The sequence below is a fragment of the Azospirillum sp. Marseille-Q6669 genome (genome assembly GCF_965111635.1).
Genome location: NZ_CBCOOP010000008.1, coordinates 15980 through 40965 on the forward strand (window position 1 = coordinate 15980; position 24986 = coordinate 40965).

30 protein-coding genes and 1 tRNA gene are annotated in these 24986 nt (G+C 63.4%); 11 read left to right on the top strand and 20 right to left on the bottom strand.

Translation table 11 applies throughout. From position 1 onward, the window contains the following. The 3 genes from ACWPXE_RS32475 to ACWPXE_RS32485 are packed head-to-tail and all read right to left on the bottom strand — an operon-like array spanning nucleotide 1 to nucleotide 1735. Nucleotides 1-432: a hypothetical protein gene (locus ACWPXE_RS32475; protein ID WP_454021151.1), complete on the bottom strand. Its 432-nt coding sequence runs from the start codon at nucleotides 430-432 to the stop codon at nucleotides 1-3. Then, nucleotides 419-1015: a hypothetical protein gene (locus ACWPXE_RS32480; protein ID WP_454021152.1), complete on the bottom strand. Its 597-nt coding sequence runs from the start codon at nucleotides 1013-1015 to the stop codon at nucleotides 419-421. The genes ACWPXE_RS32475 and ACWPXE_RS32480 overlap by 14 nt, the downstream gene beginning before the upstream one ends. A gap of 6 nt (nucleotides 1016-1021) precedes the next feature. After that, on the bottom strand, nucleotides 1022-1735 hold the full coding sequence (locus ACWPXE_RS32485; protein ID WP_454021153.1) for a hypothetical protein: 714 nt from the start codon (nucleotides 1733-1735) through the stop codon (nucleotides 1022-1024). A gap of 236 nt (nucleotides 1736-1971) precedes the next feature. On the opposite strand from ACWPXE_RS32485, the gene ACWPXE_RS32490 reads away from it, so the two are divergent. After that, on the top strand, nucleotides 1972-2154 hold the full coding sequence (locus ACWPXE_RS32490) for a hypothetical protein (RefSeq protein WP_454021154.1): 183 nt from the start codon (nucleotides 1972-1974) through the stop codon (nucleotides 2152-2154). Nucleotides 2155-2440: 286 nt separating this feature from the next. Beyond that, nucleotides 2441-2515, top strand: a tRNA-Met gene (locus tag ACWPXE_RS32495). Nucleotides 2516-2953: 438 nt separating this feature from the next. On the opposite strand, the gene qatD is transcribed toward ACWPXE_RS32495, so the two are convergent. The 4 genes from qatD to ACWPXE_RS32515 all read right to left on the bottom strand — a co-directional run bounded on the left by qatD (nucleotide 2954) and on the right by ACWPXE_RS32515 (nucleotide 7621). Further along, nucleotides 2954-3757, bottom strand: a complete 804-nt coding sequence (qatD, locus tag ACWPXE_RS32500) for a Qat anti-phage system TatD family nuclease QatD (protein WP_454021155.1) — start codon at nucleotides 3755-3757, stop codon at nucleotides 2954-2956. Then, nucleotides 3757-5067: a Qat anti-phage system QueC-like protein QatC gene (gene qatC, locus ACWPXE_RS32505; RefSeq protein WP_454021156.1), complete on the bottom strand. Its 1311-nt coding sequence runs from the start codon at nucleotides 5065-5067 to the stop codon at nucleotides 3757-3759. The genes qatD and qatC overlap by 1 nt, the downstream gene beginning before the upstream one ends. Then, nucleotides 5064-5579 (bottom strand): hypothetical protein, encoded by a 516-nt coding sequence (locus ACWPXE_RS32510; RefSeq protein WP_454021157.1) that lies wholly within the window; start codon nucleotides 5577-5579, stop codon nucleotides 5064-5066. The genes qatC and ACWPXE_RS32510 overlap by 4 nt, the downstream gene beginning before the upstream one ends. Nucleotides 5580-5818: 239 nt before the next feature. Then, a complete protein-coding gene (locus ACWPXE_RS32515; RefSeq protein WP_454021158.1) occupies nucleotides 5819-7621 on the bottom strand; it encodes a P-loop NTPase fold protein in 1803 nt (600 codons plus the stop codon). Nucleotides 7622-7878: 257 nt separating this feature from the next. Here ACWPXE_RS32515 and ACWPXE_RS32520 point away from each other — a divergent pair, with 257 nt between their 5' ends. Beyond that, nucleotides 7879-8190, top strand: a complete 312-nt coding sequence (locus ACWPXE_RS32520) for a hypothetical protein (protein ID WP_454021159.1) — start codon at nucleotides 7879-7881, stop codon at nucleotides 8188-8190. A 104-nt stretch (nucleotides 8191-8294) separates the two neighbouring features. Next, complete coding sequence (locus ACWPXE_RS32525) at nucleotides 8295-8684, top strand: hypothetical protein (RefSeq protein ID WP_454021160.1); 390 nt, start codon at nucleotides 8295-8297, stop codon at nucleotides 8682-8684. On the opposite strand, the gene ACWPXE_RS32530 is transcribed toward ACWPXE_RS32525, so the two are convergent. From ACWPXE_RS32530 to ACWPXE_RS32540, 3 genes are read right to left on the bottom strand one after another with little or no spacing between them, the layout of a single operon-like run. Further along, a complete protein-coding gene (locus tag ACWPXE_RS32530; RefSeq protein WP_454021161.1) occupies nucleotides 8642-9706 on the bottom strand; it encodes a DUF5131 family protein in 1065 nt (354 codons plus the stop codon). The two genes, ACWPXE_RS32525 and ACWPXE_RS32530, sit on opposite strands and share 43 nt — an antisense overlap. A gap of 33 nt (nucleotides 9707-9739) precedes the next feature. Continuing rightward, nucleotides 9740-9985: a hypothetical protein gene (locus ACWPXE_RS32535; protein ID WP_454021162.1), complete on the bottom strand. Its 246-nt coding sequence runs from the start codon at nucleotides 9983-9985 to the stop codon at nucleotides 9740-9742. A gap of 32 nt (nucleotides 9986-10017) precedes the next feature. Then, nucleotides 10018-10224, bottom strand: a complete 207-nt coding sequence (locus tag ACWPXE_RS32540) for a hypothetical protein (protein ID WP_454021163.1) — start codon at nucleotides 10222-10224, stop codon at nucleotides 10018-10020. A 204-nt stretch (nucleotides 10225-10428) separates the two neighbouring features. On the opposite strand from ACWPXE_RS32540, the gene ACWPXE_RS32545 reads away from it, so the two are divergent. Further along, a complete protein-coding gene (locus tag ACWPXE_RS32545) occupies nucleotides 10429-11223 on the top strand; it encodes a hypothetical protein (RefSeq protein ID WP_454021164.1) in 795 nt (264 codons plus the stop codon). On the opposite strand, the gene ACWPXE_RS32550 is transcribed toward ACWPXE_RS32545, so the two are convergent. The 6 genes from ACWPXE_RS32550 to ACWPXE_RS32575 all read right to left on the bottom strand — a co-directional run bounded on the left by ACWPXE_RS32550 (nucleotide 11171) and on the right by ACWPXE_RS32575 (nucleotide 15384). Further along, nucleotides 11171-12232, bottom strand: coding sequence for a hypothetical protein (locus ACWPXE_RS32550; RefSeq protein ID WP_454021165.1), 1062 nt, complete (start codon nucleotides 12230-12232; stop codon nucleotides 11171-11173). The genes ACWPXE_RS32545 and ACWPXE_RS32550 overlap by 53 nt on opposite strands. A 261-nt stretch (nucleotides 12233-12493) precedes the next feature. Continuing rightward, nucleotides 12494-13015, bottom strand: a complete 522-nt coding sequence (locus ACWPXE_RS32555; protein WP_454021166.1) for a hypothetical protein — start codon at nucleotides 13013-13015, stop codon at nucleotides 12494-12496. A gap of 4 nt (nucleotides 13016-13019) precedes the next feature. Next, nucleotides 13020-13601 (bottom strand): hypothetical protein, encoded by a 582-nt coding sequence (locus ACWPXE_RS32560; RefSeq protein WP_454021167.1) that lies wholly within the window; start codon nucleotides 13599-13601, stop codon nucleotides 13020-13022. After that, nucleotides 13601-14464 (bottom strand): hypothetical protein, encoded by an 864-nt coding sequence (locus ACWPXE_RS32565; protein ID WP_454021168.1) that lies wholly within the window; start codon nucleotides 14462-14464, stop codon nucleotides 13601-13603. The genes ACWPXE_RS32560 and ACWPXE_RS32565 overlap by 1 nt, the downstream gene beginning before the upstream one ends. 4 nt (nucleotides 14465-14468) lie before the next feature. Continuing rightward, nucleotides 14469-14762 carry a hypothetical protein gene (locus ACWPXE_RS32570; RefSeq protein ID WP_454021169.1) on the bottom strand — a complete coding sequence of 98 codons (294 nt, stop codon included), beginning with the start codon at nucleotides 14760-14762 and terminating at the stop codon, nucleotides 14469-14471. A 322-nt stretch (nucleotides 14763-15084) separates the two neighbouring features. Continuing rightward, nucleotides 15085-15384 carry an HNH endonuclease gene (locus ACWPXE_RS32575; protein WP_454021170.1) on the bottom strand — a complete coding sequence of 100 codons (300 nt, stop codon included), beginning with the start codon at nucleotides 15382-15384 and terminating at the stop codon, nucleotides 15085-15087. 265 nt (nucleotides 15385-15649) lie between these two features. Between ACWPXE_RS32575 and ACWPXE_RS32580 the strand changes: the two genes are divergently transcribed. Both ACWPXE_RS32580 and ACWPXE_RS32585 read left to right on the top strand, forming a co-directional pair. Further along, complete coding sequence (locus tag ACWPXE_RS32580; RefSeq protein ID WP_174450779.1) at nucleotides 15650-15931, top strand: helix-turn-helix domain-containing protein; 282 nt, start codon at nucleotides 15650-15652, stop codon at nucleotides 15929-15931. Continuing rightward, nucleotides 15928-16176: a DUF4167 domain-containing protein gene (locus tag ACWPXE_RS32585; RefSeq protein WP_454021171.1), complete on the top strand. Its 249-nt coding sequence runs from the start codon at nucleotides 15928-15930 to the stop codon at nucleotides 16174-16176. Before ACWPXE_RS32580 ends, ACWPXE_RS32585 begins: the two co-directional genes overlap by 4 nt. Before the next feature lie 179 nt (nucleotides 16177-16355). On the opposite strand, the gene ACWPXE_RS32590 is transcribed toward ACWPXE_RS32585, so the two are convergent. Beyond that, the gene (locus ACWPXE_RS32590) at nucleotides 16356-17303 is read right to left on the bottom strand and encodes a hypothetical protein (RefSeq protein WP_454021172.1); all 948 of its coding nucleotides are present in this window, start codon (nucleotides 17301-17303) and stop codon (nucleotides 16356-16358) included. 589 nt (nucleotides 17304-17892) lie between these two features. Between ACWPXE_RS32590 and ACWPXE_RS32595 the strand changes: the two genes are divergently transcribed. Beyond that, a complete protein-coding gene (locus ACWPXE_RS32595; RefSeq protein WP_454021173.1) occupies nucleotides 17893-19611 on the top strand; it encodes a hypothetical protein in 1719 nt (572 codons plus the stop codon). On the opposite strand, the gene ACWPXE_RS32600 is transcribed toward ACWPXE_RS32595, so the two are convergent. After that, on the bottom strand, nucleotides 19594-20916 hold the full coding sequence (locus ACWPXE_RS32600) for an MEDS domain-containing protein (protein WP_454021174.1): 1323 nt from the start codon (nucleotides 20914-20916) through the stop codon (nucleotides 19594-19596). The genes ACWPXE_RS32595 and ACWPXE_RS32600 overlap by 18 nt on opposite strands. Before the next feature lie 78 nt (nucleotides 20917-20994). Here ACWPXE_RS32600 and ACWPXE_RS32605 point away from each other — a divergent pair, with 78 nt between their 5' ends. Continuing rightward, entirely contained in the window at nucleotides 20995-21366 is a 372-nt protein-coding gene (locus tag ACWPXE_RS32605; protein WP_454021175.1) for a response regulator, read from the top strand. Between the two features lie 308 nt (nucleotides 21367-21674). Further along, a complete protein-coding gene (locus ACWPXE_RS32610; protein WP_454021176.1) occupies nucleotides 21675-23327 on the top strand; it encodes a diguanylate cyclase domain-containing protein in 1653 nt (550 codons plus the stop codon). A 205-nt stretch (nucleotides 23328-23532) separates the two neighbouring features. On the opposite strand, the gene ACWPXE_RS32615 is transcribed toward ACWPXE_RS32610, so the two are convergent. Next, complete coding sequence (locus ACWPXE_RS32615; protein ID WP_200529404.1) at nucleotides 23533-23688, bottom strand: hypothetical protein; 156 nt, start codon at nucleotides 23686-23688, stop codon at nucleotides 23533-23535. 140 nt (nucleotides 23689-23828) lie between these two features. Beyond that, complete coding sequence (locus ACWPXE_RS32620) at nucleotides 23829-24434, bottom strand: hypothetical protein (RefSeq protein ID WP_454021177.1); 606 nt, start codon at nucleotides 24432-24434, stop codon at nucleotides 23829-23831. A gap of 142 nt (nucleotides 24435-24576) precedes the next feature. Here ACWPXE_RS32620 and ACWPXE_RS32625 point away from each other — a divergent pair, with 142 nt between their 5' ends. Continuing rightward, a complete protein-coding gene (locus tag ACWPXE_RS32625) occupies nucleotides 24577-24801 on the top strand; it encodes a hypothetical protein (RefSeq protein WP_454021178.1) in 225 nt (74 codons plus the stop codon). Nucleotides 24802-24986 lie beyond the last annotated feature (185 nt).

Consider the following 24986-nt stretch of genomic DNA (forward strand, 5'->3'; position numbering starts at 1 on the left):
TCAGTTCCTCGCAGCCGAGGCCGGCTGCATGTTGGCGATGTCGGATGGGTCGAATTCGCCGGACTGCACCCGCAGGATGGTGCTGCGGAGATGCGCGGCGATGAGTTCGGGCGCCATGGTTTCCGCAAGCACTGCGACGGCGATTTCCAGGCAGGAGGCGGCGAACATGAAGGAGGAGATGTCGTGCTGCTCCTCCATCACGGTGCGCATCACCGTCAGACAGGACCACAGGGTTTCGGCGTCTTCCTGCGTCGGGAACTGGAGGTCCGAGGTCGATGCGCTTGCGCCGGCATCCTGCGCCGCGGCCTCGGCGAACTGGTAGGCCTGGACGGCCGCGATCACAGCGGCGCGGGTGCTGCCGGTCTCCGCCATCGTCTCAGCGAAGGCGGCTTCAGCGCTTGAGACCGGGGCGGACGGATCAGTCTGCGGCATCGGCCACCTCCCGCATCGGCGCCGAGGTCTGGGCGTGCATCTGCGCGTTGCTGTCGAAGCAGCTCAGCATGTAACCGTGCCGGTAGATCTCCTGCAGCCCCGCATCTACACGTTCCGGCGGAACGCCCAGCGTGCCGGAGAGCAGCTCGATGGCCTTCGCAAACAGCGGGGACCCCTCGGTGGCGTCGTGGTCCTCCGGGTCGGCGGCTTCCATCCCATCCAGAATGTCGTCTGCACCTTTCCGCTGCTCATGCAGCCGGATGTATTCGGCATGGATGGCAGAAAGCGCGGCGTCGAAGTCCGGGCCGTGCCGGTCATTATCGCAGACGACGACATGCGCCAGTTCGTGTGCGAGGACTTCAAGTGCGGCTTCGATCGGCAGTTCGGATTCGACCAGGACGACGAAGGTCTGCGCCGGGTCGATCCAGCCGTCAGGCTCCCGACGCTCCATGATCGTCACGCCGTCCACACCCTTGGTACGGGGCCTGGAGGACCACGACACCGTGACGGAGCGGTCAGAATGCAGGTTCTGGAATGCCTGGATTACAGTTCCAATAGGGTCGAACGTCAGGGAAATGGGCACGTCCGCTTACTCCGCCGTCTCGAAAATTGACCGCCGCACACCCACCCGCGGCACGAACCGCACGCCCGCCGCGTCGATGTCCAGGAGCTGCTTGTTCCCGGCCAGCCAGAGCACGGAGTCGACGGTGGCGATCCGGTCACCGGTTGCCGCGGCCAGCCCGGCGCACAGGGATTGGCAGGCCGGGAATAGCCGCGCTGAGGGCGTCTTCTCCGGCAGCCCGGCGCATCGGGCGAGCCAGATGTCCGGCTTGCAGACGTCGAAGCCGACGTTCTTGGCGAGCTGGTACTTCGTGATGGCGCCGACGAAGGGGATGGCGCCGCACCACTCCAGCATGGCGTCCACGTCACCCTTGGCGTGGACCGCCTGGAACGCGGCGAAGTCCGCATCCCGTTCCGCCCACGCCCGGTCAATGGCGGCCGCCTTGGCGCGATAGCCGAAGGCCGTCACCGCGGGCTGGCCGGCGCGGATGGCCGCCCAGACCCGTTTCTCCAGGGTCCGTGCGGCCTGGGCTGAACGGCCGGCGCACAGGATGATCCAGATCACGTCACCAGCCAGGTGTTCCGCCTTTTGTGGCGGCGTGATCGACTGCGCCCACTCGTAGTTCTCTCGCCCGTCCGGATCGTTGGCCAGCAGCCAGTCGCGGATCTCGATGTAGAGGGCAGGGGAGACGCGGGGTTGTCCCCCAGCAATGCTGGGTGGTTGGCCGAGGTCGGTCAGCATCGTCGGCGCCAAGCATGGAGATTGAGTTGGCGAAGTCTACCAGCTATGAACTGGCCGCCCTACACAGGTAGAACTCTGAAATTCAAAATATCTACGTGAATTTCATTTTCAGAAATTGGAATTCTGCGAAATGACCGGGTTGACGATGCTGTGGACTCGTTTTCATATCTCCGCTCACGAGACAGCAATATCCGCGCCCTCCGGGCGCCGAACCAATCAGCGCACAGGAGGGCAGCATGGCCGACTTCAAGAAGGGCGACCGAGTGTCGTTCAAGCCCGGCCCGAAGGCCAAGGGCAACGTGACCGCCACCGTCAGCGCCATCGAGGGCGCCTTTCTGGTCACCAAGGGCGACGACGGCAAGGAGCGACGGGTCCGTCCGGGCGCCTGCACCGCGGCGTCGGCCAAGGCGGCGGCCTGATCACCAGTTTCGCCCCATATCGGGGCGCCAAGTCGAGGTCGCGGGTTCGACCCCCGCCGCCGCCCTGAGCGCAGGCAACGCGATGATGGGATCAACGGCGTAGCTCAGATGCCGGGAGAACCGGACGCCGATCGCAGGATCGGGACGGCCCGGCAGTGGGAGAGCGTGGTACCCGGCGCGTGGAGCGCGTCCCTCGGGGAGCCAACAGGGAATAGGTTGTCGGTCGAGATTCAACGGGCTGCTGTGCCCGTGCCGACAGCCCAAGCCGGAGGGAGCCGGCACCTGATGCGGGGTAGAGCAGAGGTAGCTCGCGTGGCTCATAACCACGAGGCCGGCGGTTCAAGTCCGTCCCCCGCTACCAGTTTCGCCCGTTTCGACGGGCATCGAGTTGCAGCGGAGCTTTGGTCGCTCCTTATCCCGCGGGGGTGGTCATGCCGGTGGACGCCCGGCCCGCTGCATTCAGTTCTGCCCGCTTCGGCGAGCGCCGAGTTGCGGCGGAGGGACGGTCGGTGACTCCAGACACCGGCCCTGGCGGATTGGACACCCGCCCCGCCGCAAACCCACCCCTCGACGGGGGACGGTGTTGATGGTCCGAAGGTAGCCGTCACGGAGAGGGTGGCGGTGATGGTCGGGCCGGAGCTGAGCCCCCGGCTTCCCCGAGTGTTGCCGCGCTGGGCACCGGAGGAGGCGGATTACAGCGCGGCGGACGCCGGCAATCCGAGGGTCATGACCCAATGAGCGGGCAGCGACAAGCGGGTGTCCAAGACCCGCCAGCCGGGAGCATGGCTCGGCAACCAGTTCACGAGAAGCCTTCATGCCGATGGGCAGTTGGGCCGGGTGAGGTGGCCGACGGGCCACCAACTTTCGATTCGGACAGCCTGCGGAAGGTCACCAGGATCTCTGCCATTGCATCGTCGGCGGTGACACCCCAGCAAGCCGCCATCGCGTCACAGGCAGTAGAGACCTCGCCGGGGAAAAGCGGCCTGCCGTTGACCGCGGCGAACGGGCCGTCCGTTTCGGTCAGCACGCGATTTCGGGGCATGGCAGCGAGCAAGTCGAGCCCGCGCTTACCCATCATCATTGCCGGGCCGACGGAGAACCAACAGCCCATGTCTCCGGCTCGCCGGAGTTCGGCCTTGGTACCAGAGAACCAGTGCAGCACAGGGACTCCTGCGTCTGGGTGCCGGGCCAGCATGTCCAGAACCTCGGTGGCGGCCCGACGGCTGTGGATGGACAAGATGCGCCCACCCGCTCGTGCCGAGGCGGCCAGGACGTGGTCGAAGACGCGGGCCTGCTCCCGCCAGTGCGGCTTGCACTCCGGGCTGCCGTCCAACCCAATCTCACCGACATACCGGGTCTCAGGCAGAATGGCGTCGAACAGCGGCAACTCACCGATGCGCTCATGGGCGATCTGCGGATGCAGCCCGAGCGCCGTCCGGATGCGGTCATGGCCTTTGGCAAGCGCCGCCGTCCCGCGCCACGCCTTGGGCGTCGTCGTCACCGACAGGACGTAAGCCCCCGAGGCCCCACAGCGCCGGGCGGCGTCTGTGGGGTCCGGGTAGAGGTCAAGGTGGCAATGAAGGTCGACGGCTGGGACGCTCACTAGATCAGGCCAATGCTGGTCAGGTAGGCTCTCACCTCTGCCATGCCACGGCGGGCGACGTCCAGTAGGGCGTCGCGCTCGGCACGGTCAGTGGGTAGGGGGCCTGCTTGGGGCACCCAGCGGGCGAAGTCCGCAGTCGGGAGCCTGTTGGCCGCCAGCACCATCGCCACCAAGTCATCTCTAGCGTCCTCTCTGGTCATGACCGCGGCAAGGTTCTGACCGTCGGGGTCGTAATCAGTCGTGTCCGCCATCTCGGCAGCGTGGAAAGAAGCGCGTCGGATCAGGCACGGAACGCATTTGCCGCACTGCATTCCCGTCCTCTTCCATTTCCCGCAGGACACAGTGCGCTTAGCAACGGTGCCCAGAATCGCCTGGTTCGCGCATCCTCTGAGCATCTCCCCCTTGGTGTTCAAGGAGTAGGGATTGGTGATCCGAACCGGGATGGCGAGCGTGTCCAAGATGCGCTGCATCAGGTTGAGGAAATGGGGATGCGTGGTTCGGGTGCTCAACGCTCCGATGCGGCGGGCCGTAAGGGGCGGGTTCAGCGCGATGAGACCATTCTCCGGCACGAAGAGTTCCACCGGCGCCGGAGCAATCCTGCGTTCGGCCATGGTAGCCGCGACCAAAGCGCCATAGGCCAGGAAGTTGAAGCTGCGCGTCCGCATCTGGACATCGTTGGGGTCGTCCAGTTTCGATAGGGGATTCGCGACGGCTGCGAAGCGGGATACGGCGATCGGAAGGCGCGCGCCGACGATCCCTTGGCGCTCAGCGTCGCCTCGGTAGGAGTGGCTGACCAGCACCGGCTTCCTGCCGCGTGCCATGAGATCAAGGACGCCGATGGCGCTGTCCAGACCTCCCGAGAAGAGGCTGACGCTGTCGTGACCGGCGAGACTCGTCAGGCGCCCTCGGCTCTGCGGGATTGGTCGGTCCGGTCCTCCGGGAAGGAACTCTATGGTCCACAGATCCCCGCTCAGGAAGCGAAGCGCTTCCTCCAGCAGCGGGGGGATTGGTCGCCATGGGGCAGGATCGGCGAGTGGAACCCGCAAGCTGAGCTCTCGAGCCCAACCGTCCGCCGATGCCCTCCTGTCGACGAAGGTGTCGGCGGCCGTAACTGCCATGGCCACGGTCAGAAGGTCGAAGGCGCAGCGATGCGCAGGCACGCCGAGGCGCCGTACCGCAGCGCAAACCGGGCCTCCGATAGAGGCCGTCCCTGCGCGCGGCGGTCTGCGGCCGTACATCAGCGTTGGAACAATACTTGGCCCGCCGACGGGAAGCTGGGCAGCGTCGTGATGGCAGATGATTTCGGTCATGGCTCGTACGTCTCCCACTCCGCCCAGATCTCCTGAATGGCGCGCAGTTGGACGCCTTCGACCTGAAGGCCGTTGAGCGTGCGCACGTTGCCGGAGAGCATCGGTCCCATGTGCTTGCCCGTGGCGGCCCGAACCAATGCCCGCAGGTCCCTCTCCGCCTGTTCAAGGCGGCCTGACGCAGCCGCCTTGGCGAATGCGTTACGGGAATCGAGCATGATCTGCTCGAAGATGCAGTGGGCGACATAGGTCAGCATCATGTCGACGATCATGTCGTCCGTGATGTGAGCGAAGTCGAACTCGTCCAAGCCCTTCAGGCATTCCGAGAGGGCCTCGTTCATCGCGACACGAACACGCTCGGCGTCGCCGTCCGCGGTCACCAGTACACGCACGATGGCCTCAATGACCACGTCCGTGTCCTGCCCGTTGAGCGTGGCGAGGTCGAGACCGGCGGCATTCTGCCCGTCACGGAATGCCGCCATGGTGTCGAACAGGGCGCCGCCAGCCCGGACCATGGACCCGAACCGACGCGGTCCCACCGCCCTGCCGCCAGTGGCGGTCTTGGCGTACCTGCCCAACGCGGAGCGAAGGTCGTCTTGGCTCCCACCAGCCACGAACTTGCCCAGGCTCGTCCGGAAGCCTCTGAACCGCTGTGGTGCGGGATCGGGACCGGGGCCTTGGCCGTCCGTGTCGGCCCACGCCGGAACCAGCGGCGACTTGCTGCCGGGACCACGGCTAGATGTCGAGGTGCCCATCAACGGCTCTCCGCAGTCTTGAACCAGGGTTTGTCCTTGATCAGGACATTGAGCCACGGCCGCGGCTTGCCCGGCATGACCGTCCGAATGAAGGCGGCAAGCAATCGGCCCGCGTCGCCTGAATGGTCGGCCAGAATCAGTGCGCCAGAGAACCCGGCAGGGTCCTCTGTCCAGTCGTTATGGCGCCGGAAGGTCTCGATCATCGCCGACATGACGGCCGCATGCTCAGCCGCTGGAATGGTGGCCATAGCGGCCTGTCCGGACCGCGACGTGGCGGACGTCGTTCGAAGAAGAACCGTCAGAGCTTCAGCGGCAGGCGCCGACAGGCCGCCCTTGAGTACCCGCAGAGGGATGGTTTCGCGACTCAGATAGACCAGCGGACGCAGATCCTGCCCCGACAGAGACGGGGCCAACGAGAGCCATTCTCGGAGGAACTCTACTTTCGAGGCCCAAGGCTCCGGGCAGGCATCCTTGAACCCCGACGGATCCTCGAGCAAGCCTTCAAGCTTCGCCAACACCTTGGGTTGGCCTGCTGCCGCGGAGTTGATCTCCGTGTACAAGTGGGCGACCGCGGTGGCGTCAGTGCAGCGCTCGAACAGGGCCAGCTTGGCGACCAGGGCTTCGTTTACCGGCATCTGGCGACGCTTGGCAACGCGCGAGCGCATCCGCACGACGTTCAGCATGCGCTTGACAATGCGGGGGTTGCCCTGCACCAAGGTGGAGTTGGCCAGCATCGGCGCCATCCGGTCCGCGATGCTGAATCCCAAGGCGACCTCGGCGGGCGGGGTCTGGCCAAGCAGCGCAAGCGCCGCTTCGGTGCTGATCGGCTCCTCTTTCCACGCCTTGCGCAGATTATCCTCCAGGCCGACGCGCAAAACCTCGACCTTATCGGCAGGCACGTTACCACTGGCCGACGCGAAGAGGAGGAACAGGTAGGCCCGGACTTCTTGGACGCCCAACCGGGGGACACGCACCGGCACCTGGATCAGCTTGTCCAGGTAGTCGGTGACGTGACGTCTGCCAGGATCCTTGAAGAACTCCGAGACCGAGTGGCGAACCATCTCCTCGTCGGCGGCCACCACGAACGCAGTGTGCCCCATGAACAGGAACAGGCGGAGCGCCTCCAGCGTATGAATGGTCTGCGGCGGCAGGCAGCGGTCCAGGTTGTCGACGAAGACCACCAGGGTCTTCCCAAGGCCGCGGAGCACTTCCTCGAACTCAGTGCGGAAGGCGGCGATCTCCTTGGGTGGTGTTCTCTGCTTCTCGGGATCCAGAAGCCCCTTGCCGCGCTCTTTGGCCGTCTTTCCGGCCTCCTGCACCGCATCGAGGTCCTCCGCATCACCGTCGCCGGAGATGAAGTCGCCGACTGCCCCGAATGCCTTGTTCAGCCAGCCCATTGTCGGGACGCCCATGGCGAGGGCGCCGACCTCGGCAGCCAGACCGAGGGCTCGCATCTTGTTCACGCGGCCGAGCAGGCTCTTGGCCTTTTTGAAGAGGCCCTCATTGTCCTTGGCCGCCTCAAGGAGCGTCGTTGCGATGACCTCCATCAACGCCGCGCGGGAGTCATCGAACCCTTGGTAGAGCCAAGCGTCGAAGCGGACGACGATGAACTCGCCCTTCCTCTCCACGGTGGAAAGGTCGTCCTCGATCAGGTTCAGCAGCGTGGACTTGCCGGTGCCCCAGGTACCGAACACACCAACCGACACCGGCCGCATCGCTGGCGAACTGACCACGTTCACCACTAAGTCCGCAACCTCGGAGAAGTTCAGGAAGTCCTGCTTTGTGTCGACGTCAGCCCACATCCGCCCTTGCCTCCGCTCATCCATCGGTGGTGATTTCGGGGTGTTGCTTTATCAGAAGATTAGGCGAAAGTGTATCAAAGGTCGAATAAATACGTCGCCGCCGTGTTAGAGTCGGTTGTGGTGGGCCGTGGGAGGGAGCTGTGTAGGCGATCAAACTTGATCCGGTGGCTAGGTGAGGGGGTATCTCGGATCTGTACGTGGTTCTGGGGTTGGGTTGGTGAGAACTATGGGCGAAGAGAAAGACGAGGAGACGAGCTATGGGTTCGCGCGCTGGCGTAACTAGTGATTTGAATAATCAGGCATCATTTAAAAATTTCATTTCGTTACTTATTTCGTCTAAAAACGGTCGAATCGCTATTTATAGAACAATCAAGTGCGCTTTTCTTGCTTCTGCCATGTCCATCATGCCATCGGCCCTAATTATTGTCGCCACTGGTGCTGTTGAGTCATTTATTAATGGGTATGATTTGCGCGATGAGATAAATTATAAATTAAGCCACTTTAGCGAATTTGCTATGTGGTCTATCATAATTGCGTTATTTTTTTCTTTACATTATCATTTTATTTAGCAGCACGTCTTTGGTTTAGTGAGGTCGTCCACTCGATATCAAGTGTCAGTCTATTAGGAAGAACGATATCAATGGTATGTTCAAGATTACAAAGATTTGGGGTGATGCCGGTCAAGCTGAACAATGAAGGCTTCTTGATGGTCTGGTTTCGCGGCCTTCATATTGGCGTTAGTTTAAGGATGGCTAAGATTCCGTATGAAGATTTCATTGATTGTATTGGCTCTGAGTTGGAACATCTAAGAATTGTTGGATACAAGAATGCCAAACGTCTATCGGTATGTACACAGCATCGCGGAATGATGAGGAGGTATAATATCAATCAAGCAAGTACATTCGAGAGCATGATTCGTTATCCATGCATATTAATGGTTGATATGGCTTTATTGTCAATTGTTGCTATTGGTTACATCAGGGATGGGAAAATAAGGAGGTACGGGAAGACAAAATTATATTACGTTGATTTGGGCGAGTCGAAGATGGATAAATCTGGCTGACCATCATGATTTAGCCTATCAAGTTGCCGTTTCCTTGCCCCCTTCGTCCCGTGATCCTCGAACCACCACGATCCGGCGGCTGGCGGCGGCTGCACCTTTCCTGCGTAGATCGGGTGCCAAGAGAAACCGCCGTCCCGATCCATTGCGCAGAGGCGTTCCCGCTTCAGCGTGTGGTTCACGGCGTCGGATGCGTCCACCTCGCATTCATCCGGGTCGGCGTTCGGGCCGTGCTGCTGCGTGACGTGGAGCCGTTTCCACGTCGTGTCTTCGTCCGGATAGACCGGCGCCGCCGGCCACCACCGCCCCCACTGCTTGAAATGGAACGGCACCGGGCCGTTCGCTCCGCCGGCCACGCACTGGTCTCGGACGCCCCGCACCCAATCCGGGTGGAGCGGGCGTTCCCGCCCGATGCTCTCCCCACCGACGATGGCCCAAGCCCGCCGGCCCAGGTCAAGGAACTCTCGCGGCAGGACGATCGGCCCCAGCATCGGCTCCATCGAGATGCCATAGGCGCCGGCGTCCAGCGCCAGCAGCTTGCGCATGTCGCGGTCCACCTCCGGCTGGTTGACCATCGTCGCCATGATGACGCAGCGGTCCTTGATCTCGTCCCAGAACGGCGGGAGCATCCCCGGCGCGTTGCCGATGCGCTTGGACAGCAGGAGCCAGATCAGCCAGGGCGTCGAGCGGATCAGCTCGAACAGGCGCTCCCGCGCGCCCGGCGGCGCCTTCTTGTCCCAGACGTCGGCCCAGGATGCGCAGAAGACGAAACGGTGGATGCCGTCCTTCTCCGCCAGCCGGTTCCAGCGCAACGGGTTCGCCCAGGTGGCATCGCTGACCGTCTGCCGGACGGCGTGCGGCCCCCAGAGGTCGCGCTTCAGGCGTTGGTCATTGAACGCTTCGGCGTAGCAATTCGCACATCCCGGCCCGACCTTCTCGCAGCCGATCCATGGATTCATCGTGTAGCCGGGGATGATGCGGTCACCGACGCAGCGGTGCGTCCAGGAGATTTCGGTTTCGGCCATGGCGGCGGTCTCTCGGAAAGGGAGGCGGGGGGATCAGCCAGCGTCGGCCAGCAACGTCGTGCTGACCACCTCGCTCTTGATGCAGGTGGCGAGGCAGTCCGAGCCGTCCATCACCTTCATCATCACCCAATCCTTGGACAGGGCCGCGGCGCCGAGGCGGGCGACTGTTTCCGCGTCCTCGCCGGATACGGCGCGCTTCGGATTCAGGCGCCCACGCTCCGTGGTGCCGCGCACGGTCATGCGGATCGTGACTTCAATGGTGCGGTCATTCTTTGCCATGAGGGTTTCCTTGGGTTGATGGTCATCGGCGGTCAGCGGGGAGCGAACAGGTGCTTGCCGAGCCCCATGGCCATCAGCGCTGTTCCGGTGGCATCCGGAGCGACCTGCCAGGGCAGCCAGCCGATGACGAGGAACGCGCACCACAGCAGAGAGGCGTTCGTGGCGTTGACCCACAAGCCGGCATAAAGGACGCCGATGGTGATGTAGGCGGCCGCCGCCCAGCGCATGAACCTCTTCATCCTCCAGGTGCTCCGAACCGGTTGCGGGATGCAAGGAAGCCTACAATCATTGACCTGATGGCCGAAGAGATGGCGCAAATTGAAATTCAATTTGCTTTGCGAATTTTCGCGAATAAAAAGAATTGGCGCATACCGACGTACTTTGAGCGAAATCAAGTGCGCGTATATTCTGCGCATCATTAATCCACCATCCAAGAGGCTCCTATGTCGCTCGGCACCCACGCGGTGAGCGCCGTCGCACGCCCGCATGATCCGCCTTCGCTCCCGCGCCTCCCCGATCAGGTCACCCTTCAGCATGGCCCCCGTGACCTGCTGTCCGCCTTCTTCCTGGCCGCCGACCGGCTGGCGCGAGAACGGGGCGTGCGGCTGTCGATCAGCACCGACTTCGACGAGCTGTTGGCCGTGAACCGGACGAACCGGGCTTCATGGGAATCCCTGCTCCCCGCGGTGGACCCCCGCTATCACCGCTTCGGCCCCGATGAGGCATTCTGGCTCCGCGGCGTCGACGCCGCCGGGCGGGTGGTCCTCACCAGGGCGTGCCGGCGCCTGGATCTCGGGAGCGGGAACCTGCACGACGAACTGACCTCTTTGCGCCTGTTCTATGAACCTTGCATCGGTGGCGGAGCACCCGACGAGTTGCTGTTCTGCGACTGCCCGTCGGCGCACCAGCTTCACGGCCTGACCTCGTTCCAGGCCGGCGGCTGGCACCATCCGGACTATCGCGGCAAGGGGCTCTCCGCGATCTCGTCCCGCATCGTGAAGGCGCTGGCGCTGACCATGTGGGACGTCAAGGAATGGATCAGCCTGGTGGATGACCCGCTGGTCCCGCACCTCCTCCCGGCCTATGGCGTCACCACCGCGGAGCCGGGCATCGAGTGGCGCCGGTACGGGGAGACCGTCCGCATGCACATGCTCCGGATGACCGAGGCTGAGCTTCTCCCGAACCTCACGCAGTTCCTGCAACGGCATGGCGAAAACCAACCGCGTGGCGCTGCGTGACGCTGGTGATGATGGTCCGGCGCTTGGCGCCGTCACGCACCGTCCACGGCAGCAGAAGCTGCCGGTAGCGGAGCCGCGACGGTGCCGCCCGCCTGTCCAGCCGCAGGCTGGCGCTGATCCGGTTCACCGCGGGCATCTCGCCATCGATGCTCCGGCGATAGAGATCGGAGACGAAGGCGGCATAGTCGGGGTCCGGCTGGCCGTCATCGACCTTGCCGATCATCTCCTTGCGCCACCGCTCTCCGAAAGCCGTGATCCCGTCGCCGATGTGCACGAAGGCGAAGCCGGTTCCCTGCGACCCTGTCGGCCATAGAGCGACGGCACGGCTCCAGGCGCCGGTCTCGCGCAGTCGCTCGATGCTGCCGACGTTCAGTTCGCCGGCGGAATCCCTCCAGGTCTGGAATGCCGCGCGCATGTGACCCTCGGCGGCATGCATCCCTTCCGACACCGCCTCGAACATCGAGGACATGTGGGCGCCGGTCACGTCGAGCAGACCATCGATTGCTGCCATGGGCGACCCGTAGCTCGCGAACCGCCATGCGCCATCGGTGAAGGTGGACAGCGTGACGGGGCCGTCCTCCATGTTGGCGACGATGCCGCAGGCGACCTCAATGGCGGCTGACGAAGCTCCGTCAGGCCGCAGGCGGATCGTACGGCCACGGATCTGGATGGCGCCGCGATTCCGCACCGCATATCCGGCCAGATCGAAATCCGGGTTCTCGTAGCCCATGTGGCGGGGCAGGTCCAAGGTTTGGACTTGGCGCCCGGTCTCCAGGATCACGACGTCGCAGGCTGCCACCAGGGGCGTAGACGAAGATGCCGTAGAGGGTGCCGTGGGCGTGGTGCGCTCCGCCGAAGGCAGGGTAGGCCCGTCTCCCTGTGGGAATGCCCGTTGTGCCAGCGGTGCCACCGCGAACAGCAGGATGGCGGCAGCGGCCTGCTGGTCCAGCCCGATCTGCCCGGCGGCGACGGTGAGCCCTGCGGCGGCGGCGAGCGTGCTGGTCAGCATAGCGTAGGAGCGGGCAGCCCGTGCTTTCTCCCCCGCCAGCATGTCGCGGTTCGGCCATCGGAATGACAGGGTTCTGCGCTCCCGTGTGACGGGCTTTCGAGCTTCCTTGCGGAGAACGGGGAGGCGGGGAGCGGGCATCGGTGACTCCGTTGCTTCTTCGGTTGTTGGTCCAGGATGAGCCATGGACAGATCGGTGGTTGGCGCCGGTGCGCTGAACAGGTCGGTGCGCTTCACGTGTCCCGGCACAGAGCCAAAGCGGGATCACCCTCCGGCACGCCGTTGTCCACCGCCATCCCGCCGATTGTCGTGCCGGGACCCGTCACCGTTGGGGCCGCAGAACTTGCTGTTCCGCCAGCAAGCGGCGTCCGCCCTGTCCAGGGTGTCCCAGAGGCCGCGGTTGATCGGCAGCCGCGCCGCTCGGGCAAAGGCCCCGCCGACCTGCTGCATCGCGCCGGCGAGGGCGGCATTGGCCTTCATGCGGGCCACCCACTCCGCCTTGGTCGGCGCCGGGACCAGAGCAGGGAAGGATGCCTGAGCGAAGGGCGGCGTGGGAATTGGAGCTGGTGCCGACCAGGGCGACGGTTGGACTACAGGGGCGAGCGCGGCGACCTTCGCCCGCCTCAGTCCCCGCTCTTCCATCATGTCGCGGATATCGACGTACAGCCGGTCCAGTTCGCGGTCGTCCAGGCCCTCGGCATAGGCGACGGCCTCCTGGTAATTTTCCGTTCCTTTCACGCAATAGCCGCAGGGAGGAGCGCCGAGATGGCAGGTGCATTCGCCCATGGCTTCAGCCCTCCTCCGGTTCGGGAGACGCCGCGGCGGGAAGCGCCACGATGCCGAGACGCAGCCCGCTGCCCAGAGAGGTCTTCCAGGTGCCGCCCTGTGCAGGCTTGTTGGAACCGACGAGGGTCATCCTCCCGTCTTCCGACCAGTCCAGTTCCACGGCCTTTCCGGTAGGCTGTGGGCCGCACGGATACAGCATGAAGGAGTCGCCGGGGACCGAATGCCACCGGGCTCCCAGCAGGACCGCCGCCTCTTCGCTGCAGCACATCCAGCGCTGGGTCGCGATGAAGCAGAGCGTGCCGTCCAGGCAGCGGAACTCCGGCGTCCAGACGCGGCCATGGCCGCAGCCACCAGGGAGGAAACCGGCACTAAGGTCCGCCAAATCGACGATCCGGCGGCTGCCGTCGGCATGTGTCAGCAGAACGTTGCCAATGAACTCGTTGACCTGCGGGACATGGTCGGAATCCTCCCACTCGTCCCAGACGGTCCGGATGCCGTCCAGAGAGGGAAGGGGCTCGGTGATCAACGCCGCCGTGACGACTTTGCCCGAGCGGGATTCGACGTAGAAGGAGAAGGGGGCAGGCATCAATCGTCCTCCTGCATGGCGCGCTGGACATCGGCGACGAGCTGCACATCCCCGACCAGCGGCCAGAGCGCGCCATAGCTCCAGGTCGTGTCCCGGAAGATCCGGCCGTCACCATCCCAATGAGCGAGGCTGTCCGCCACGTCGGCGGCGATGTCCTTGTCCCGGTCGTTCTCGATGGTGAAGCGCTCCAGGGCGTAGCGCACGGCGCGCGGCCCGTCGCTCCAGTCGCAGCGGGTCTGGTACATCGCCACAGCGAGGTCGAGATACTTGTTCCGCTTCCGGAGCTCGGACATCACCTCGCTCCAATCGGATTCCTCGGGCCGGCCGTAGCGCACGATGATCCTGGCGAGGTCGAGGTTCGCCTTGCGCGCCTGCGCTTCCCGTTCCTTCGCGGCTTGAGCCTGCTGCTGTTCCTGCTCAGCCTTGACCCGGTATTCCGCGTGCCGGCGCTTGGCGCTTTCGTAGTGGGTGACCTGATGCGCGAAGCCGTCGGCGATCGGTATCCACCGCTCCAGGTCGGTGAGGTACCCGGCGCGCTTGGTGATTCGCTTCTTGTAGCGGGAGCGCGACGACGGGAACTCCAGGTCCGACCAGCTTTCCGGAACGCCGGCCGCCTTCATCATGGCGGCGACGCGCTCACGTAGCGCTTTGTTATGGGCGATGGCCGGGGCGTTCGCTTCATGGATCGCCTTGTCCTTCGCGAAGGCATCCTCCAGAGCAGCGTCGGCCCTGGCGAGAAGCTGGAGCATGCTCGGGCTGTCGACCCGGTAGTTGTGTCGGTAGCTCTGCGGGCTGGGCGGGAGTTTGCCGACGTGGCCGCAGAGTTCGATGGGCTGCGCCGCGGTGAGGGTGGGGTCGGTCATGCCGTCACGCCCCCTTCACGGCGGCCATGAGCCGCTTGCCGGCTTCGAGGCGCTGCGCGGTGATCCCCTCCAACGTCGTGTAATCGTTCTTGATCGGATCGTAATAGCGGCCCTGGAAGGAGCCGCCACCCGGCACGGCCTTGCCGCTGTAGGTCAGCAGGGTGTGGACATCCCGCTCGATGGGGTAGAGCCGACGCAGTTCGTCAGCCAAGTCGTGGAACAGGCAGCGGGCGCCGGGGCCGTGGGTGGCCTCATGGCCGCGGGCCGCTTCATCGCAGCGGGTGAGCAAGCTCGACATTGAAGTCTCCTCGGGTCCGGAGCCGCCAGGCCCCAGACGCGATCAGGGTGGTCACTTCCGCGACCCACCGGACCCGAGAAGATCGGGGAGTTCCGAATGGTCGCGTCCATTTCGTCCGGCTGGCGGGCCGGGCTATAGGCAAGCCTCCTCCGTTGGCGCGCGAATGACACGCACACCCCACTCGGGCAGACTTGCTGTTATCGAGGCATTGCTTGCCTCAGAAGGGAATCTACCTCTTGCCGCCCATTCGATGAAGGGCTCAGCAATGATGAAATTCAATTTTGTTGGTGCAGTTATTTTAAAATCGCGTTTGTGGTAGAAACTATACGGCGTCGCCCTCAGTACCTACAAAACCACGCGCCCACATAATTCTCAGGTACCACATCCACTCCTCCCTCGTTGGCATCCGGTCGCCGATCATCTGGTTGCACCGCCGATGAGCTACGACTTGATTTACCAGCGCGTTTTTCGGCCCTCCCTTTGAAAGAGGAATGAAATGGTGAGTGCTTGGCGCGTCCAACCCACCATCCTCTATTCCCAGAGGATCGCCGCAGAGGAAGCAACGACTATCCTGGAATTTGGCGAGGCGTTGCCGGCGTCGCGCCGACTTTGAACGTGACATCCTTGTCAGGCCGGTCGCGTTACGGCTTTCGGCATCGCGTAGCCGAGTGCGGTCAGAATGCCCGGCCCACGATCCTGCGGGCTCCCGTTCATGTAGACGATAATGGCGCAAACACGGTCGCACTCGCCAATATGAGGAAGATTAAACATCATTAGCCTCGCGCAAACGAAAGAGCCGACAGCAAACTTTTTAGCTGTCAACAAACCAAAGGTCAAACATTAAGTTTGCCCTTGCCCATAAAATTTGACCTGGGTAGATTCCGGTCATGGAGATGACCCCCCCACAGTGCCGCGCCGCACGTGCGCTGATTGATTGGTCACAGGCGCAGCTTTCGGAGGCCGCCAACGTCGGTCTTTCGACGGTAAAGTCGTTCGAGTCCGGCAACACTCGACCGATGAAAAACAATCTGCTCGCCATGCAGCACGCCCTCGAAGCCGCTGGCGTCATCTTTATCCCAGAAAACGGCGAGGGGCCGGGCGTGCGGATGCGGAAGCAGGTATCTGATGATGGTGTCTCCGAGACGATTGAAGGCTTAGCATCGGAATGACGCGCCCTGGGCAACCACCCGGATTCCGGCCCCCGCGTCCACAGTTCAGCAAGCCACGCCAGAATACAGGCCAACCGCATGGTGCGCCACGACAGCAGCCACGCGTCAACGGCTCCGCCCTGCAGAAGCACGCCCAATGGCTCGCCCGCGCCGATGAAGCGGAGCGCTCCGGCGACAGCGTGCAGGCCGAACTTTGCCGGCAGTATGCCGAACACTGGTTCCGGGTATCCCGTGGACAGGAGTGAAGCGGGGGCGGCCAGGAAGATCCGTGCAAGGGGCGTTTCCTTAACGCCCTTTGGGTTGATTGGGCCGCCAAGCGCCGACCAAGGTGCGAGGGCTACGGGAGATTTTGTCCTAGCGATGACGGTCGTTGAAGGCCCTGGTATCCACGATAGATTGATAATTTCAGACCACCTATAAGCTCTTAAGCCTTCCGATCGGAGAGCGCTGCTAATCTTTTCTCAATTGCATTCAAAACCCCGCGGACTTCGGCGCCCTCCTTTTTCACCACACCACCGAAGAAATGCTTAAAAAGACGCAATCCCAGCCATCCCAGGGCCAGGGGAAAGACCACTATATCAAGGAACATTACAGTTATGATCGTGGTTGTGTGGTCGAACAGCATACCGAGTCTGGTCCACACGTGTTCAGCGCTGATGCGCCGGGCGTAGTCCGCAATGGCGTCGTAACCCTGCGTGACTGGCGGCGCCAAATCGCTAGCGGCTTGAGCAAGAGCAGCGGCGGCCCGATCAAACTCCGGCGTCATGTAATTTTCAGAAACCAACTTGCTCAGTGCGAGCACAGCCGGGAGGCCGATGCGCAACGTGACAGCCAGACTGAGGGCAAATAGGCCGACGGAAAACAGCCGCCCTGAAGGACGTAGCGTGTCGGGTTGCCGAGCATATCCGATAGCCATCAGCGCCAACCCGACGAGCGCCAAGTGTTCGACCCAGGGAGCGGTGATCGTCGAGAGCACGAAGCGCAATGCGGCCGCTGACGCCGAGGCATAGAGCAGAATTGTCGAGAACTGGCTGATTAGCTCATCCAGCGGGTCCAAAATTTGGGCTGGGCTGATGGAGCCCGAGAGCACAACGCCAAGGCTGAACTGAGCCGACTTGGCGACCGAGAGGGCAGCATTGATCGACTTGGCAGACACGAACGCGACCGATGCGCGTACGGTCATGCTGGTTACGTGCTCGCTCGCCGACTGGTCGAATGAAAGGAATGGGGGAAGTAGCGTCTTGCCCGATGATGTCTGCACAAGAGCTGCTAGGGCTACGATGAGCAGCACAATCCCAATTCCATAGCCGCGCCAACGCAGACGTGAGCGCTGAGATGGGGGTGTCGCTGCATTTTGAACATCCACAGACACGTATGGCCTCCTTGAAGGTGGCGCACCCGGTGCGCCGATCACCCAATGGATAGGAGCGCACAGCAACTTTCGGATGTCATTTGAAACTGTGTGAAAGCGCGTGGCAATGTGTCAGGTGCTCTTCGCTTGCCGCGTCATGGCCCCTTTCTGTGGACACCTTCATCAGGGAGCGGCTTCCAAGGAAATCCGCAGGGCCATGAGGTCTCGCATTCACGTCCTGCTTTTTAGCCGGACGGCCTGACAACTTCTGTGACTTGCCTCCTTCTATGTAAGTGGGGGAATTTCAGCTTCGCATCGGGATTCCATAACAAAATTGAATTTCGGGAGGTGCGCAAAGTTGTTGCCCATTCTGGGGTAATCCCGAGCCCGGTATAGTGTCCAGGCTATAGGACACACACCAGATGCTGGGCAGGCCAGGAATGAAAAGCGATCAGACGCACGCGGACGTGCAGAACTCTAAGAGCGCCTATTCATCGCTCGATCCTCGTTCCGCCGATGCCTCCACCCGAAGCGAACAGCCTCGCAATCCTCCCTGGATCGGGACCGGCATCTACATCGGCCTGCGGCGCGGGCAGGAGCGGACTGCATCGTGACGATGGCGGTTCTCGACGTCCAGGCTGAGCCCGCCGGCGAGGCGACAACGATTCAGGTTCCGGCGGGTGACCAGCTCGTCCCGGCTGAACCGGATGCGGTGCAGTGGTGCCTCACGTTCTGGCGGAGCATGCAGGATCGGCTTCGCCGGAAGGCGCGGGAGATGGAGTTGGAAGCAGCGCGCCGGGATGGGATTTCGTCCAGCCTGAACGTCTGGACCGCGCGAGACTTCCCCTGGGTGCACGGCGCCCGCAATGCCGCCCGCCTCGACGCGATCAGCTTTCGCGCCGCCGCAGCGGTCTGCCGGGAGGGTGCCGCCTATGCCCGCGCCTCTCTTGGCGATCTGAACGTCGAACCCACAGGCCCGTTCATGGTGCCGGCAGAGATCCTGGAGCGCGCCGAGGCCGCCACCGAACGGGACGGGGAGTGGACCGGCGGTGACCGGCTGGCCGTCGACACGTTGTCCGCGATCAGCATCCCCGACGCCGACCGGCTGGCGCATCGCCGCGCCGATCTTGGCTTCCCGCCGACCTTCGAGCTGACCGACCCGGAGCACGAAGGCGATTCCGACGCCCGGCGCTGGAGCCGCTTCTTCCGCCTCGATGCATCCGGTGACTGGCCGCGCGTGGTGGAAGTCACGGAGGAGGTCCGGGTGGCGCTCGGCGACCGCGCAGAGGCACGGCGTGCCGACGCCCAGCTTGCGACCGCGCGTGACCTGAAGCGGCTTGCCGACGCCGCGGCGACAAACCCGCTCGATCTCTTTAAGATCAAGGAAGTTGGGGGGCAGAAGGTGATCGTCCCTTTCCAGCGGGAGGGCAAGAGCGGCGAGCGGCACCGAACCGTGATTGCCGACGATGGGGAGATTGGCGCGCCGGCTGGCGAAACGCAGAGCCCGCTCCAGATCCTGCACTCCACACACCGGATCGATGGCCTGCTCGCCGCGGCCGGCGACCTCTTCGCCGCGCATTTCGCCGCTGCCCACTTCGATCTTGGGAAGGGAACGGACTACAGCCAGATCAGAGGAACCGCCGCGTCGAATGGTGAGAAGCTCCCCGGCACCGAGGCCGAAGAAGCCCGGCACTGGATCTTCGCCGCGATGGAAGCGCTGGGCGGCGGCGCCTCGCCGGCGGCGATGGCGGTGTGGTCGGTGGTAGGGGCACAGACCGCGCTCGACAGGTTCGCAACCTCCCGCCACTTCCGCATGCCCGGCGGCCAGCGCTGGCTTTCGGTAGAGGAGGCGGAGGGCGTTCTGCGCCAGGGGCTGGCCGCGCTCGCAGCCTATCTCGCCGCGCCGACGGTCGAGCACCAGCACCGCCGCCGTGGGCTGAAGGTCAGGGTGGTTGGGACGGTGGAACTGTCCTTCCTGGTCGGCAGCCGCCGGTTCAAGGTGGTGGCGACCTATGAGCCGACCTTGAAGGCGTGGGTGGGGCATAGGATGGCGCCGCGAAAGCTCCGTGAAGGAGAAAAGACCCCCACGGAGTTCCGGCACTGGTCGGTGAAGGCGGTGAATCTTGCCGCACTCGCGGAGGCGGCAACCGCCGCTGCGGCTGCATTCTGTCGGAGCGCGATCTCGGCAAGCCTTCCTGCCGTCCCGCCTCCGATTAGAACGCGTATGCAAAGCGGTCGCGGGCTGCAGATGCACCTGCCCGGAAGCTCATGTAGCTCGGTTTCCGTGGTCAGTGAGAGCGGCAGAGCGCATTCAAGAACCGTAGGTTAGGGCAAACGTGGTCCCCTGACCACCAACGATCCTCACCTGACCACTGACCTGCTTGGCAATGGCGTGCACGAGCCGCAGCCCGGTCCCGCTTCCTGTCCCGGTGCTAGATATGTCCGGCGCGCCAATGCCATCGTCACACACCAGGAGCGTTCCTGACGTGCCGTCGCGCACGCCCTGGTAAGTTACCGACAGGGAGCCGGATGCGCCGTTGGGGAAGGCATGCTTCAAGGCGTTGCTGATCGCCTCGGTGGCGATCAAGCCCAAGGGGATGGCCGTGTCCAAATGCACGGATGGTCCGTCCGCAGCAACCTCCACGCGGATTCTCTCAACCATGCCGAAGCTCGTGACCAGCGCCTCGCACAAGGTGTTCAGGTAGCAGCCGAAGTCGATCGCGCTGGTTACCTCGTGCTGGTAGAGCGCCTCGTGAACGAGGCTCATCGCGGTGACCCGGCGCAGTGTGTCGTTGAAGGCCTCCCGGATCGATGCATCGGTCGACCGCAGCGCCTTCAAGGTCAGCAGGCTGTTGATGATCTGAAGATTGTTTTTGACGCGATGATGGACTTCGCGCAGCAGGACGTCTTTGTCGGCCAGGGCGCGCTGGAGATTGGCGGTCGTCTCCTGAAGCACGGCCAACGCGGCGCTCAGGTCGGCTGTGCGCTCCTCGACCCGCTGTTCCAACACCTCATTGGCGCGGCGCAGTTCCTCCTTGGCGCGTTTCAACGCGCCGTGCTCGATGAGGGTCCAATCACCATGCCGGCGAGTGAGCGCGAACTGATGGTTCTTTACCACGTCCATGACATCGCCAGCCGAGCTCTTCGCGAGGCAATAGCTGCACAGCGCGAGCACACGGTGATTGCAGAAGCAATCGTTGACCTTGGCCTCGTATTCGGTGAACGAGTCCCAATCCTCAGCTTCCAAAAAGTACGTGTTCCCGGTAAGGCGAAAGCCGGAGTAGCCGTGTGCGAGGGCCCGTTCCTTGCGCTGAAGCCAACCGGCGATCACGTCGTCAGCCCCCATCTTGCCCGTGCGTAGGTACCAGTCCCCGTGGTCGATGATTTCGATCTGACCCTTGTGCATCCGCGCATCGACGTCGGAAACGACGTTCCGCAGAGCGGCCAGTGCGTCATCCGCGCCAAATGGCGGCGACGTCACCCACATGCACTGCTCGTTCGCCTCCAGCCCAGCCTTGAAGTAGGGCACCAGCGTGTCGGCCAAATCGTTTGCCGTTTCGTAGAATTGGCAGAAGTGACTTCCCCAGGGTATGCTTCCAACCGCTGGGATGCCCGAATAGGCCAGTTCACTCATCGAAACCCTCCTTCTATCCGCGCACGTTAGGACAGCAGGCCCAGTGAGGGGAACACCACTTAATAGGTAATACTTAGGATGACTAAGGCCATTTTGGTCGTCGAGGACGAGGCGGTTGTCGCGCTCGCGACGGTCGATATCGTGAACTCACTAGGCTATGACGTTATCGGACCGGCTGAGAGCTGCGACGAGGCGATGGCTCTGGCGGCCGGCACCTCGCCCGCGCTGGCCCTGGTCGACATTCATATCCGCGGCGACCTCGACGGCATTGAGACCGCCCGCCGCCTACGGGAGCGGCATGGCTGTCCGATCGTCTTCGTCACCGGGCAGAGCGACGGACCGACCCGACGGAATGCCGAGGCGCTCAATCCGGTCTACTACCTTTGCAAGCCCTTCACTCCCGACCAGCTAGCAGAAGCGATTCGACTCGGCATTTTTGGCGCGGAATGAGTCTCTGCTTTCGCGGGAGATGTGTTCCGCCGTTGATGGCGGCCCGTGCTGGAACCGCTCGGTTCTGGCGCGTAGTGGAAACGAGCGCTGGTGGGCGGTGGAGCTCTCGCTCACCCTGCTCTGTCACATCCCCGACAATTTGGGCACTTTCGTCTAGTGCCCCCTTGTAGCTCGCATCCGCTGGTATTTGTTCTCTCATGGGGTTTACTAGAGGTTGCGGAGCCATGTGAGTTCTTTGACTTACCTCATTCCCCGCCCAGCCGAAATTGAGTAAACTTCTAAGGAAATTTTGGCGAAGGCGCGGTGATATGGCGGTGGTGCGCAAAGGGCTGCGGGGGATCGTTGCGGTCACCGGCGCCACTCTCATTGTTGGAATGGCATTCCTGATGAGCGCCGTCGTTGGCGAGCGGTCCAGGACACAGCTTGAGCATGAGATTGGCCGCTCGCTGTCCGAGGCCGCCTACCAGATGGCTGAGAAACTCGATGCCGACATGTGGGCCCGTTCGAACCAAGTCAGCGTGCTGGCAAAGATTGATGCCGTGCGCGACTGGGCGGTCGCTCAAAAGGTCGTCGATGAGCTCAAGGCCAAGGACCATACCCTGGCTTGGGTCGGCGTCACCGATGCCAAGGGCACCATCGTCGCCTCCAGCGGCGGCATCCTGCTCGGGGTCGACGCTTCGTCCCGCCCGGTCTACCGCGAGGGTCTGAAGGGCCACTTCGTCGGCGACGTACATGATGCCGTGATGCTCGCCAAGCTGCTGCCGAACCCAAGCGGCGAGCCCATGAAGTTCGTTGACGTCGCGACGCCGCTGAAGGATGACAACGGCACCGTGGTCGGCGTCTTCGCCACCCATTTCTCGTGGAGTTGGGCCCGTGAGGTCCAGCAAACCCTGCTCAAGCCGATGCGCGAGCGGCGTGGGCTCGAGACCTTCATCGTCAGCGCCGACGGAACCGTCCTCCTGGGGCCGGAGGGCACGCTGGGGCAGCCCCTCTCGGTGGGAAGCGTCGCGTCGGCCAAGGTGAATGGCATCGGCTGGACGGTCGAAACCTGGCCGGATGCTCACCGGTACCTGACCGGCTATGCCCATAGCCCAGGCCATGCCAGCTACAGGGGGCTGGGCTGGACCGTGCTGGCGCGTCAGCCGGTCGACGCTGCTTACGCCAAAGCGGATGCTCTTCAGCGCGAGATCCTGCTGTGGGGTGGGGCATTCGCGTGCCTGTTCTCCGCCGCAGCGTGGTTCGCCGCAGGTTGGATTGCTCGTCCCCTTCACCGAATTGCCGACGCCGCCAGACGGCTGCGCGACGGCCAACCCGGCGTGGAGATCCCGGTGGTCGGCGGTGCCGCGGAGGTCGAGGACCTGTCACGCTCCCTGCGGGATCTGATCGCCGCGCTGACGGATTCCAAAAGCGCGCTGGCCCGGATGGAGGACATCGCCTACCAGGACCGGCTGACCGCTCTGCCCAACCGGCGGTTCTTCGAACAGTATTCCGAGGCCCTGGCGAACCGGCCCGGCACCAAGCCGTTCACGGTCATGTACCTGGACCTGGACGGCTTCAAGCCGGTAAACGACACCTTAGGCCATCAGGCTGGCGATGCCGTCCTTCGCCAGGTTGGCGCTCGGTTGGCCTCCTGCCTGCGCACCGACGACGTCATCGCCCGGCTGGGTGGCGACGAGTTCGCCGTGATCATCAATCCCGTCCCGGGGAAGGAGCCACCGCATATCGACGACATTGCCGCCCGCCTTATCACCGCGGTGAACGAGCCGATCATCATCTCCGGCCGTGCGGTCCAAGTGGGGTGCAGCATCGGCATTGCGTCCTGGCCGGAGCATGGAGGGGCGGTTCTCCAAGTGCTCGAGCATGCTGACCAAGCTCTGTATGCCGCAAAGAGAGCGGGGCGAAACCGGGCGCTCGCATACAAGGACTTGGTCTATAAGACTGAAACCTTGCGCCTCGTCTGAGGTGCATTACGCTTGGCTCGCAGGCTTGCCCAACCAGTTGCTCGTTTTCCACTCAAGATCGGCACCGCCGACGAGAGCCGGCTAGGCGATTTCCATCACCGGCGGAGCGCTCACCTCCTTCACATCGGCAATGCGGCGTAACCACCGCCCCAAGGTCCACCATCCCTCCTAGGGTCGACCAGAAGCGCTCGAAAACAAACAGATCCTATTGAGTGAAGAACAACCAGGCGACTGTGCCGAGAGAAGCCAGCGCGGCGAGCGCTGCACCGCTTCGCGTCATCACGCCTTGGCGATGCAGCAGCACGACCATGCCAATCAGCAGCGGCGTGACGATCAGTAGTCCGATCTGGGCTTGGTTCATGGGACACCCATCGATTCTGTTGGTTCAGGTGACGGTTCTGGCGAAACATGAAAGCTGAGCGTGGAGAGGGTGATCGGCCTTGATCATCGTCAATGAGGCCGCGCCGCACCTTACCTGGACTTCCGGCGAGGCATGCGGAGTTACCAGCGCCGATACGTCCCCTCGAACAGATCGCCCATCGCCCGCCGCTGCAGGATCGTGAGACGAAACTGTTGGCGATGATGTTCCCGGTCATTGAGGATGTGGCACCGCTGGCACCACGCCGCGAGGTTCTTCGCCTTCACGTTGGGAGGATCATGATCCCGGTGGCAGGCCGCCAGGATCACCCTGGTCTTCCGCATCCGGCAAGCATCGACCATATCCGGCCAAGCCGCCTCCTTGCCGCGGGCGTCCCTCCAGGTGTGCAACTCCGCATCGAACCACCGCCCGTCAGGGATCACCCGCAGTTCTTGCCCATGAGGGCGCCCGCACTTCCAGCACCGTCCAGCACCATGGGGGCCGGCGACCTCGAAGCGGATGCGCCTGGAGATCAGGGGCCAGTCGATCGGGTACAGCCAGCGGGTTTCACGGCGGATCGGCATCCCGGAATCGTAGCACAACGCGAGAAAAGGCTCATCCCCACAATTATCGACAAATCGTCGTTTGGTGGGAAAGGCGCTCCGGATTTCTGAACGACTCATCGTGAGTCGAGTAAAATTGAAATTGGACTCGGAATGCGTGTTGACGCGATCCGGCGGAAATGACATATCGATTCCTGACGGGCGTAGTGTGCCTGCACAAATTTCATCCCCTCCAGATTCCAACTCGGTTTCGCCCCGCTGGCCGTCTCAGGCCGCCGGCTGAAACAGCGCTGTCCGCGCCGGACCATTTCCGCCAGGGACAACACGAATGCCCGATATCAACGGCGCCGAAACCGGCACCGCAGCCGCACCGCGCGACCTCATGACCGAGGGCGAGGCCAAGGCGTTGGCCACCCGCATCGAAGGCCACTGGCATCGCCTCGGCCACACCACAGTGAAGGTCTGGGCGGAGGTCGTCGATCCCGAGAGCCGTCCCGTGATCTGGGTGATCCAAAGCAATCTGGTCAACGGCCTGCCGCCGGCCCGCCAATAGGGCAGGGTGGCGTCTGGCCTGTTCCCTCACTCCAACCGGAGGTGCGTCATGCTGTAGTCCGAGCGGGTGGCGCCCGCAGCATCATCGATTCCTTTTCCGTGGCGCGCGCAGGTTCGCCGCGATCATCACCGAAAGCACCCCACCGGAGCGTCGCATCCGTGTCGGCACCAGCGGGGAAAGAGCAA

What these genes read in the sequence shown, in the direction of transcription:
- ACWPXE_RS32540 (WP_454021163.1), bottom strand. Translation starts at nt 10,224, where the DNA reads ATGAAGAGGTTCATGCGCTGGGCGGCGGCCGCCTACATCACCATCGGC.
- ACWPXE_RS32625 (WP_454021178.1), top strand. Translation starts at nt 24,577, where the DNA reads ATGCCCGATATCAACGGCGCCGAAACCGGCACCGCAGCCGCACCGCGC.
- qatC (WP_454021156.1), bottom strand. Translation starts at nt 5,067, where the DNA reads ATGACCGAAATCATCTGCCATCACGACGCTGCCCAGCTTCCCGTCGGC.
- ACWPXE_RS32620 (WP_454021177.1), bottom strand. Translation starts at nt 24,434, where the DNA reads ATGTCATTTCCGCCGGATCGCGTCAACACGCATTCCGAGTCCAATTTC.
- ACWPXE_RS32585 (WP_454021171.1), top strand. Translation starts at nt 15,928, where the DNA reads ATGACGCGCCCTGGGCAACCACCCGGATTCCGGCCCCCGCGTCCACAG.
- ACWPXE_RS32575 (WP_454021170.1), bottom strand. Translation starts at nt 15,384, where the DNA reads ATGTCACGTTCAAAGTCGGCGCGACGCCGGCAACGCCTCGCCAAATTC.
- ACWPXE_RS32515 (WP_454021158.1), bottom strand. Translation starts at nt 7,621, where the DNA reads ATGTGGGCTGACGTCGACACAAAGCAGGACTTCCTGAACTTCTCCGAG.
- ACWPXE_RS32605 (WP_454021175.1), top strand. Translation starts at nt 20,995, where the DNA reads ATGACTAAGGCCATTTTGGTCGTCGAGGACGAGGCGGTTGTCGCGCTC.
- ACWPXE_RS32520 (WP_454021159.1), top strand. Translation starts at nt 7,879, where the DNA reads ATGGGTTCGCGCGCTGGCGTAACTAGTGATTTGAATAATCAGGCATCA.
- ACWPXE_RS32475 (WP_454021151.1), bottom strand. Translation starts at nt 432, where the DNA reads ATGCCGCAGACTGATCCGTCCGCCCCGGTCTCAAGCGCTGAAGCCGCC.
- ACWPXE_RS32545 (WP_454021164.1), top strand. Translation starts at nt 10,429, where the DNA reads ATGTCGCTCGGCACCCACGCGGTGAGCGCCGTCGCACGCCCGCATGAT.
- ACWPXE_RS32490 (WP_454021154.1), top strand. Translation starts at nt 1,972, where the DNA reads ATGGCCGACTTCAAGAAGGGCGACCGAGTGTCGTTCAAGCCCGGCCCG.
- ACWPXE_RS32555 (WP_454021166.1), bottom strand. Translation starts at nt 13,015, where the DNA reads ATGGGCGAATGCACCTGCCATCTCGGCGCTCCTCCCTGCGGCTATTGC.
- ACWPXE_RS32535 (WP_454021162.1), bottom strand. Translation starts at nt 9,985, where the DNA reads ATGGCAAAGAATGACCGCACCATTGAAGTCACGATCCGCATGACCGTG.
- ACWPXE_RS32550 (WP_454021165.1), bottom strand. Translation starts at nt 12,232, where the DNA reads ATGCTGACCAGCACGCTCGCCGCCGCCGCAGGGCTCACCGTCGCCGCC.
- ACWPXE_RS32560 (WP_454021167.1), bottom strand. Translation starts at nt 13,601, where the DNA reads ATGCCTGCCCCCTTCTCCTTCTACGTCGAATCCCGCTCGGGCAAAGTC.
- ACWPXE_RS32610 (WP_454021176.1), top strand. Translation starts at nt 21,675, where the DNA reads ATGGCGGTGGTGCGCAAAGGGCTGCGGGGGATCGTTGCGGTCACCGGC.
- ACWPXE_RS32615 (WP_200529404.1), bottom strand. Translation starts at nt 23,688, where the DNA reads ATGAACCAAGCCCAGATCGGACTACTGATCGTCACGCCGCTGCTGATT.
- ACWPXE_RS32570 (WP_454021169.1), bottom strand. Translation starts at nt 14,762, where the DNA reads ATGTCGAGCTTGCTCACCCGCTGCGATGAAGCGGCCCGCGGCCATGAG.
- ACWPXE_RS32580 (WP_174450779.1), top strand. Translation starts at nt 15,650, where the DNA reads ATGGAGATGACCCCCCCACAGTGCCGCGCCGCACGTGCGCTGATTGAT.
- ACWPXE_RS32565 (WP_454021168.1), bottom strand. Translation starts at nt 14,464, where the DNA reads ATGACCGACCCCACCCTCACCGCGGCGCAGCCCATCGAACTCTGCGGC.
- ACWPXE_RS32525 (WP_454021160.1), top strand. Translation starts at nt 8,295, where the DNA reads ATGCCGGTCAAGCTGAACAATGAAGGCTTCTTGATGGTCTGGTTTCGC.
- ACWPXE_RS32510 (WP_454021157.1), bottom strand. Translation starts at nt 5,579, where the DNA reads ATGGTCCGGGCTGGCGGCGCCCTGTTCGACACCATGGCGGCATTCCGT.
- ACWPXE_RS32485 (WP_454021153.1), bottom strand. Translation starts at nt 1,735, where the DNA reads ATGCTGACCGACCTCGGCCAACCACCCAGCATTGCTGGGGGACAACCC.
- ACWPXE_RS32600 (WP_454021174.1), bottom strand. Translation starts at nt 20,916, where the DNA reads ATGAGTGAACTGGCCTATTCGGGCATCCCAGCGGTTGGAAGCATACCC.
- ACWPXE_RS32530 (WP_454021161.1), bottom strand. Translation starts at nt 9,706, where the DNA reads ATGGCCGAAACCGAAATCTCCTGGACGCACCGCTGCGTCGGTGACCGC.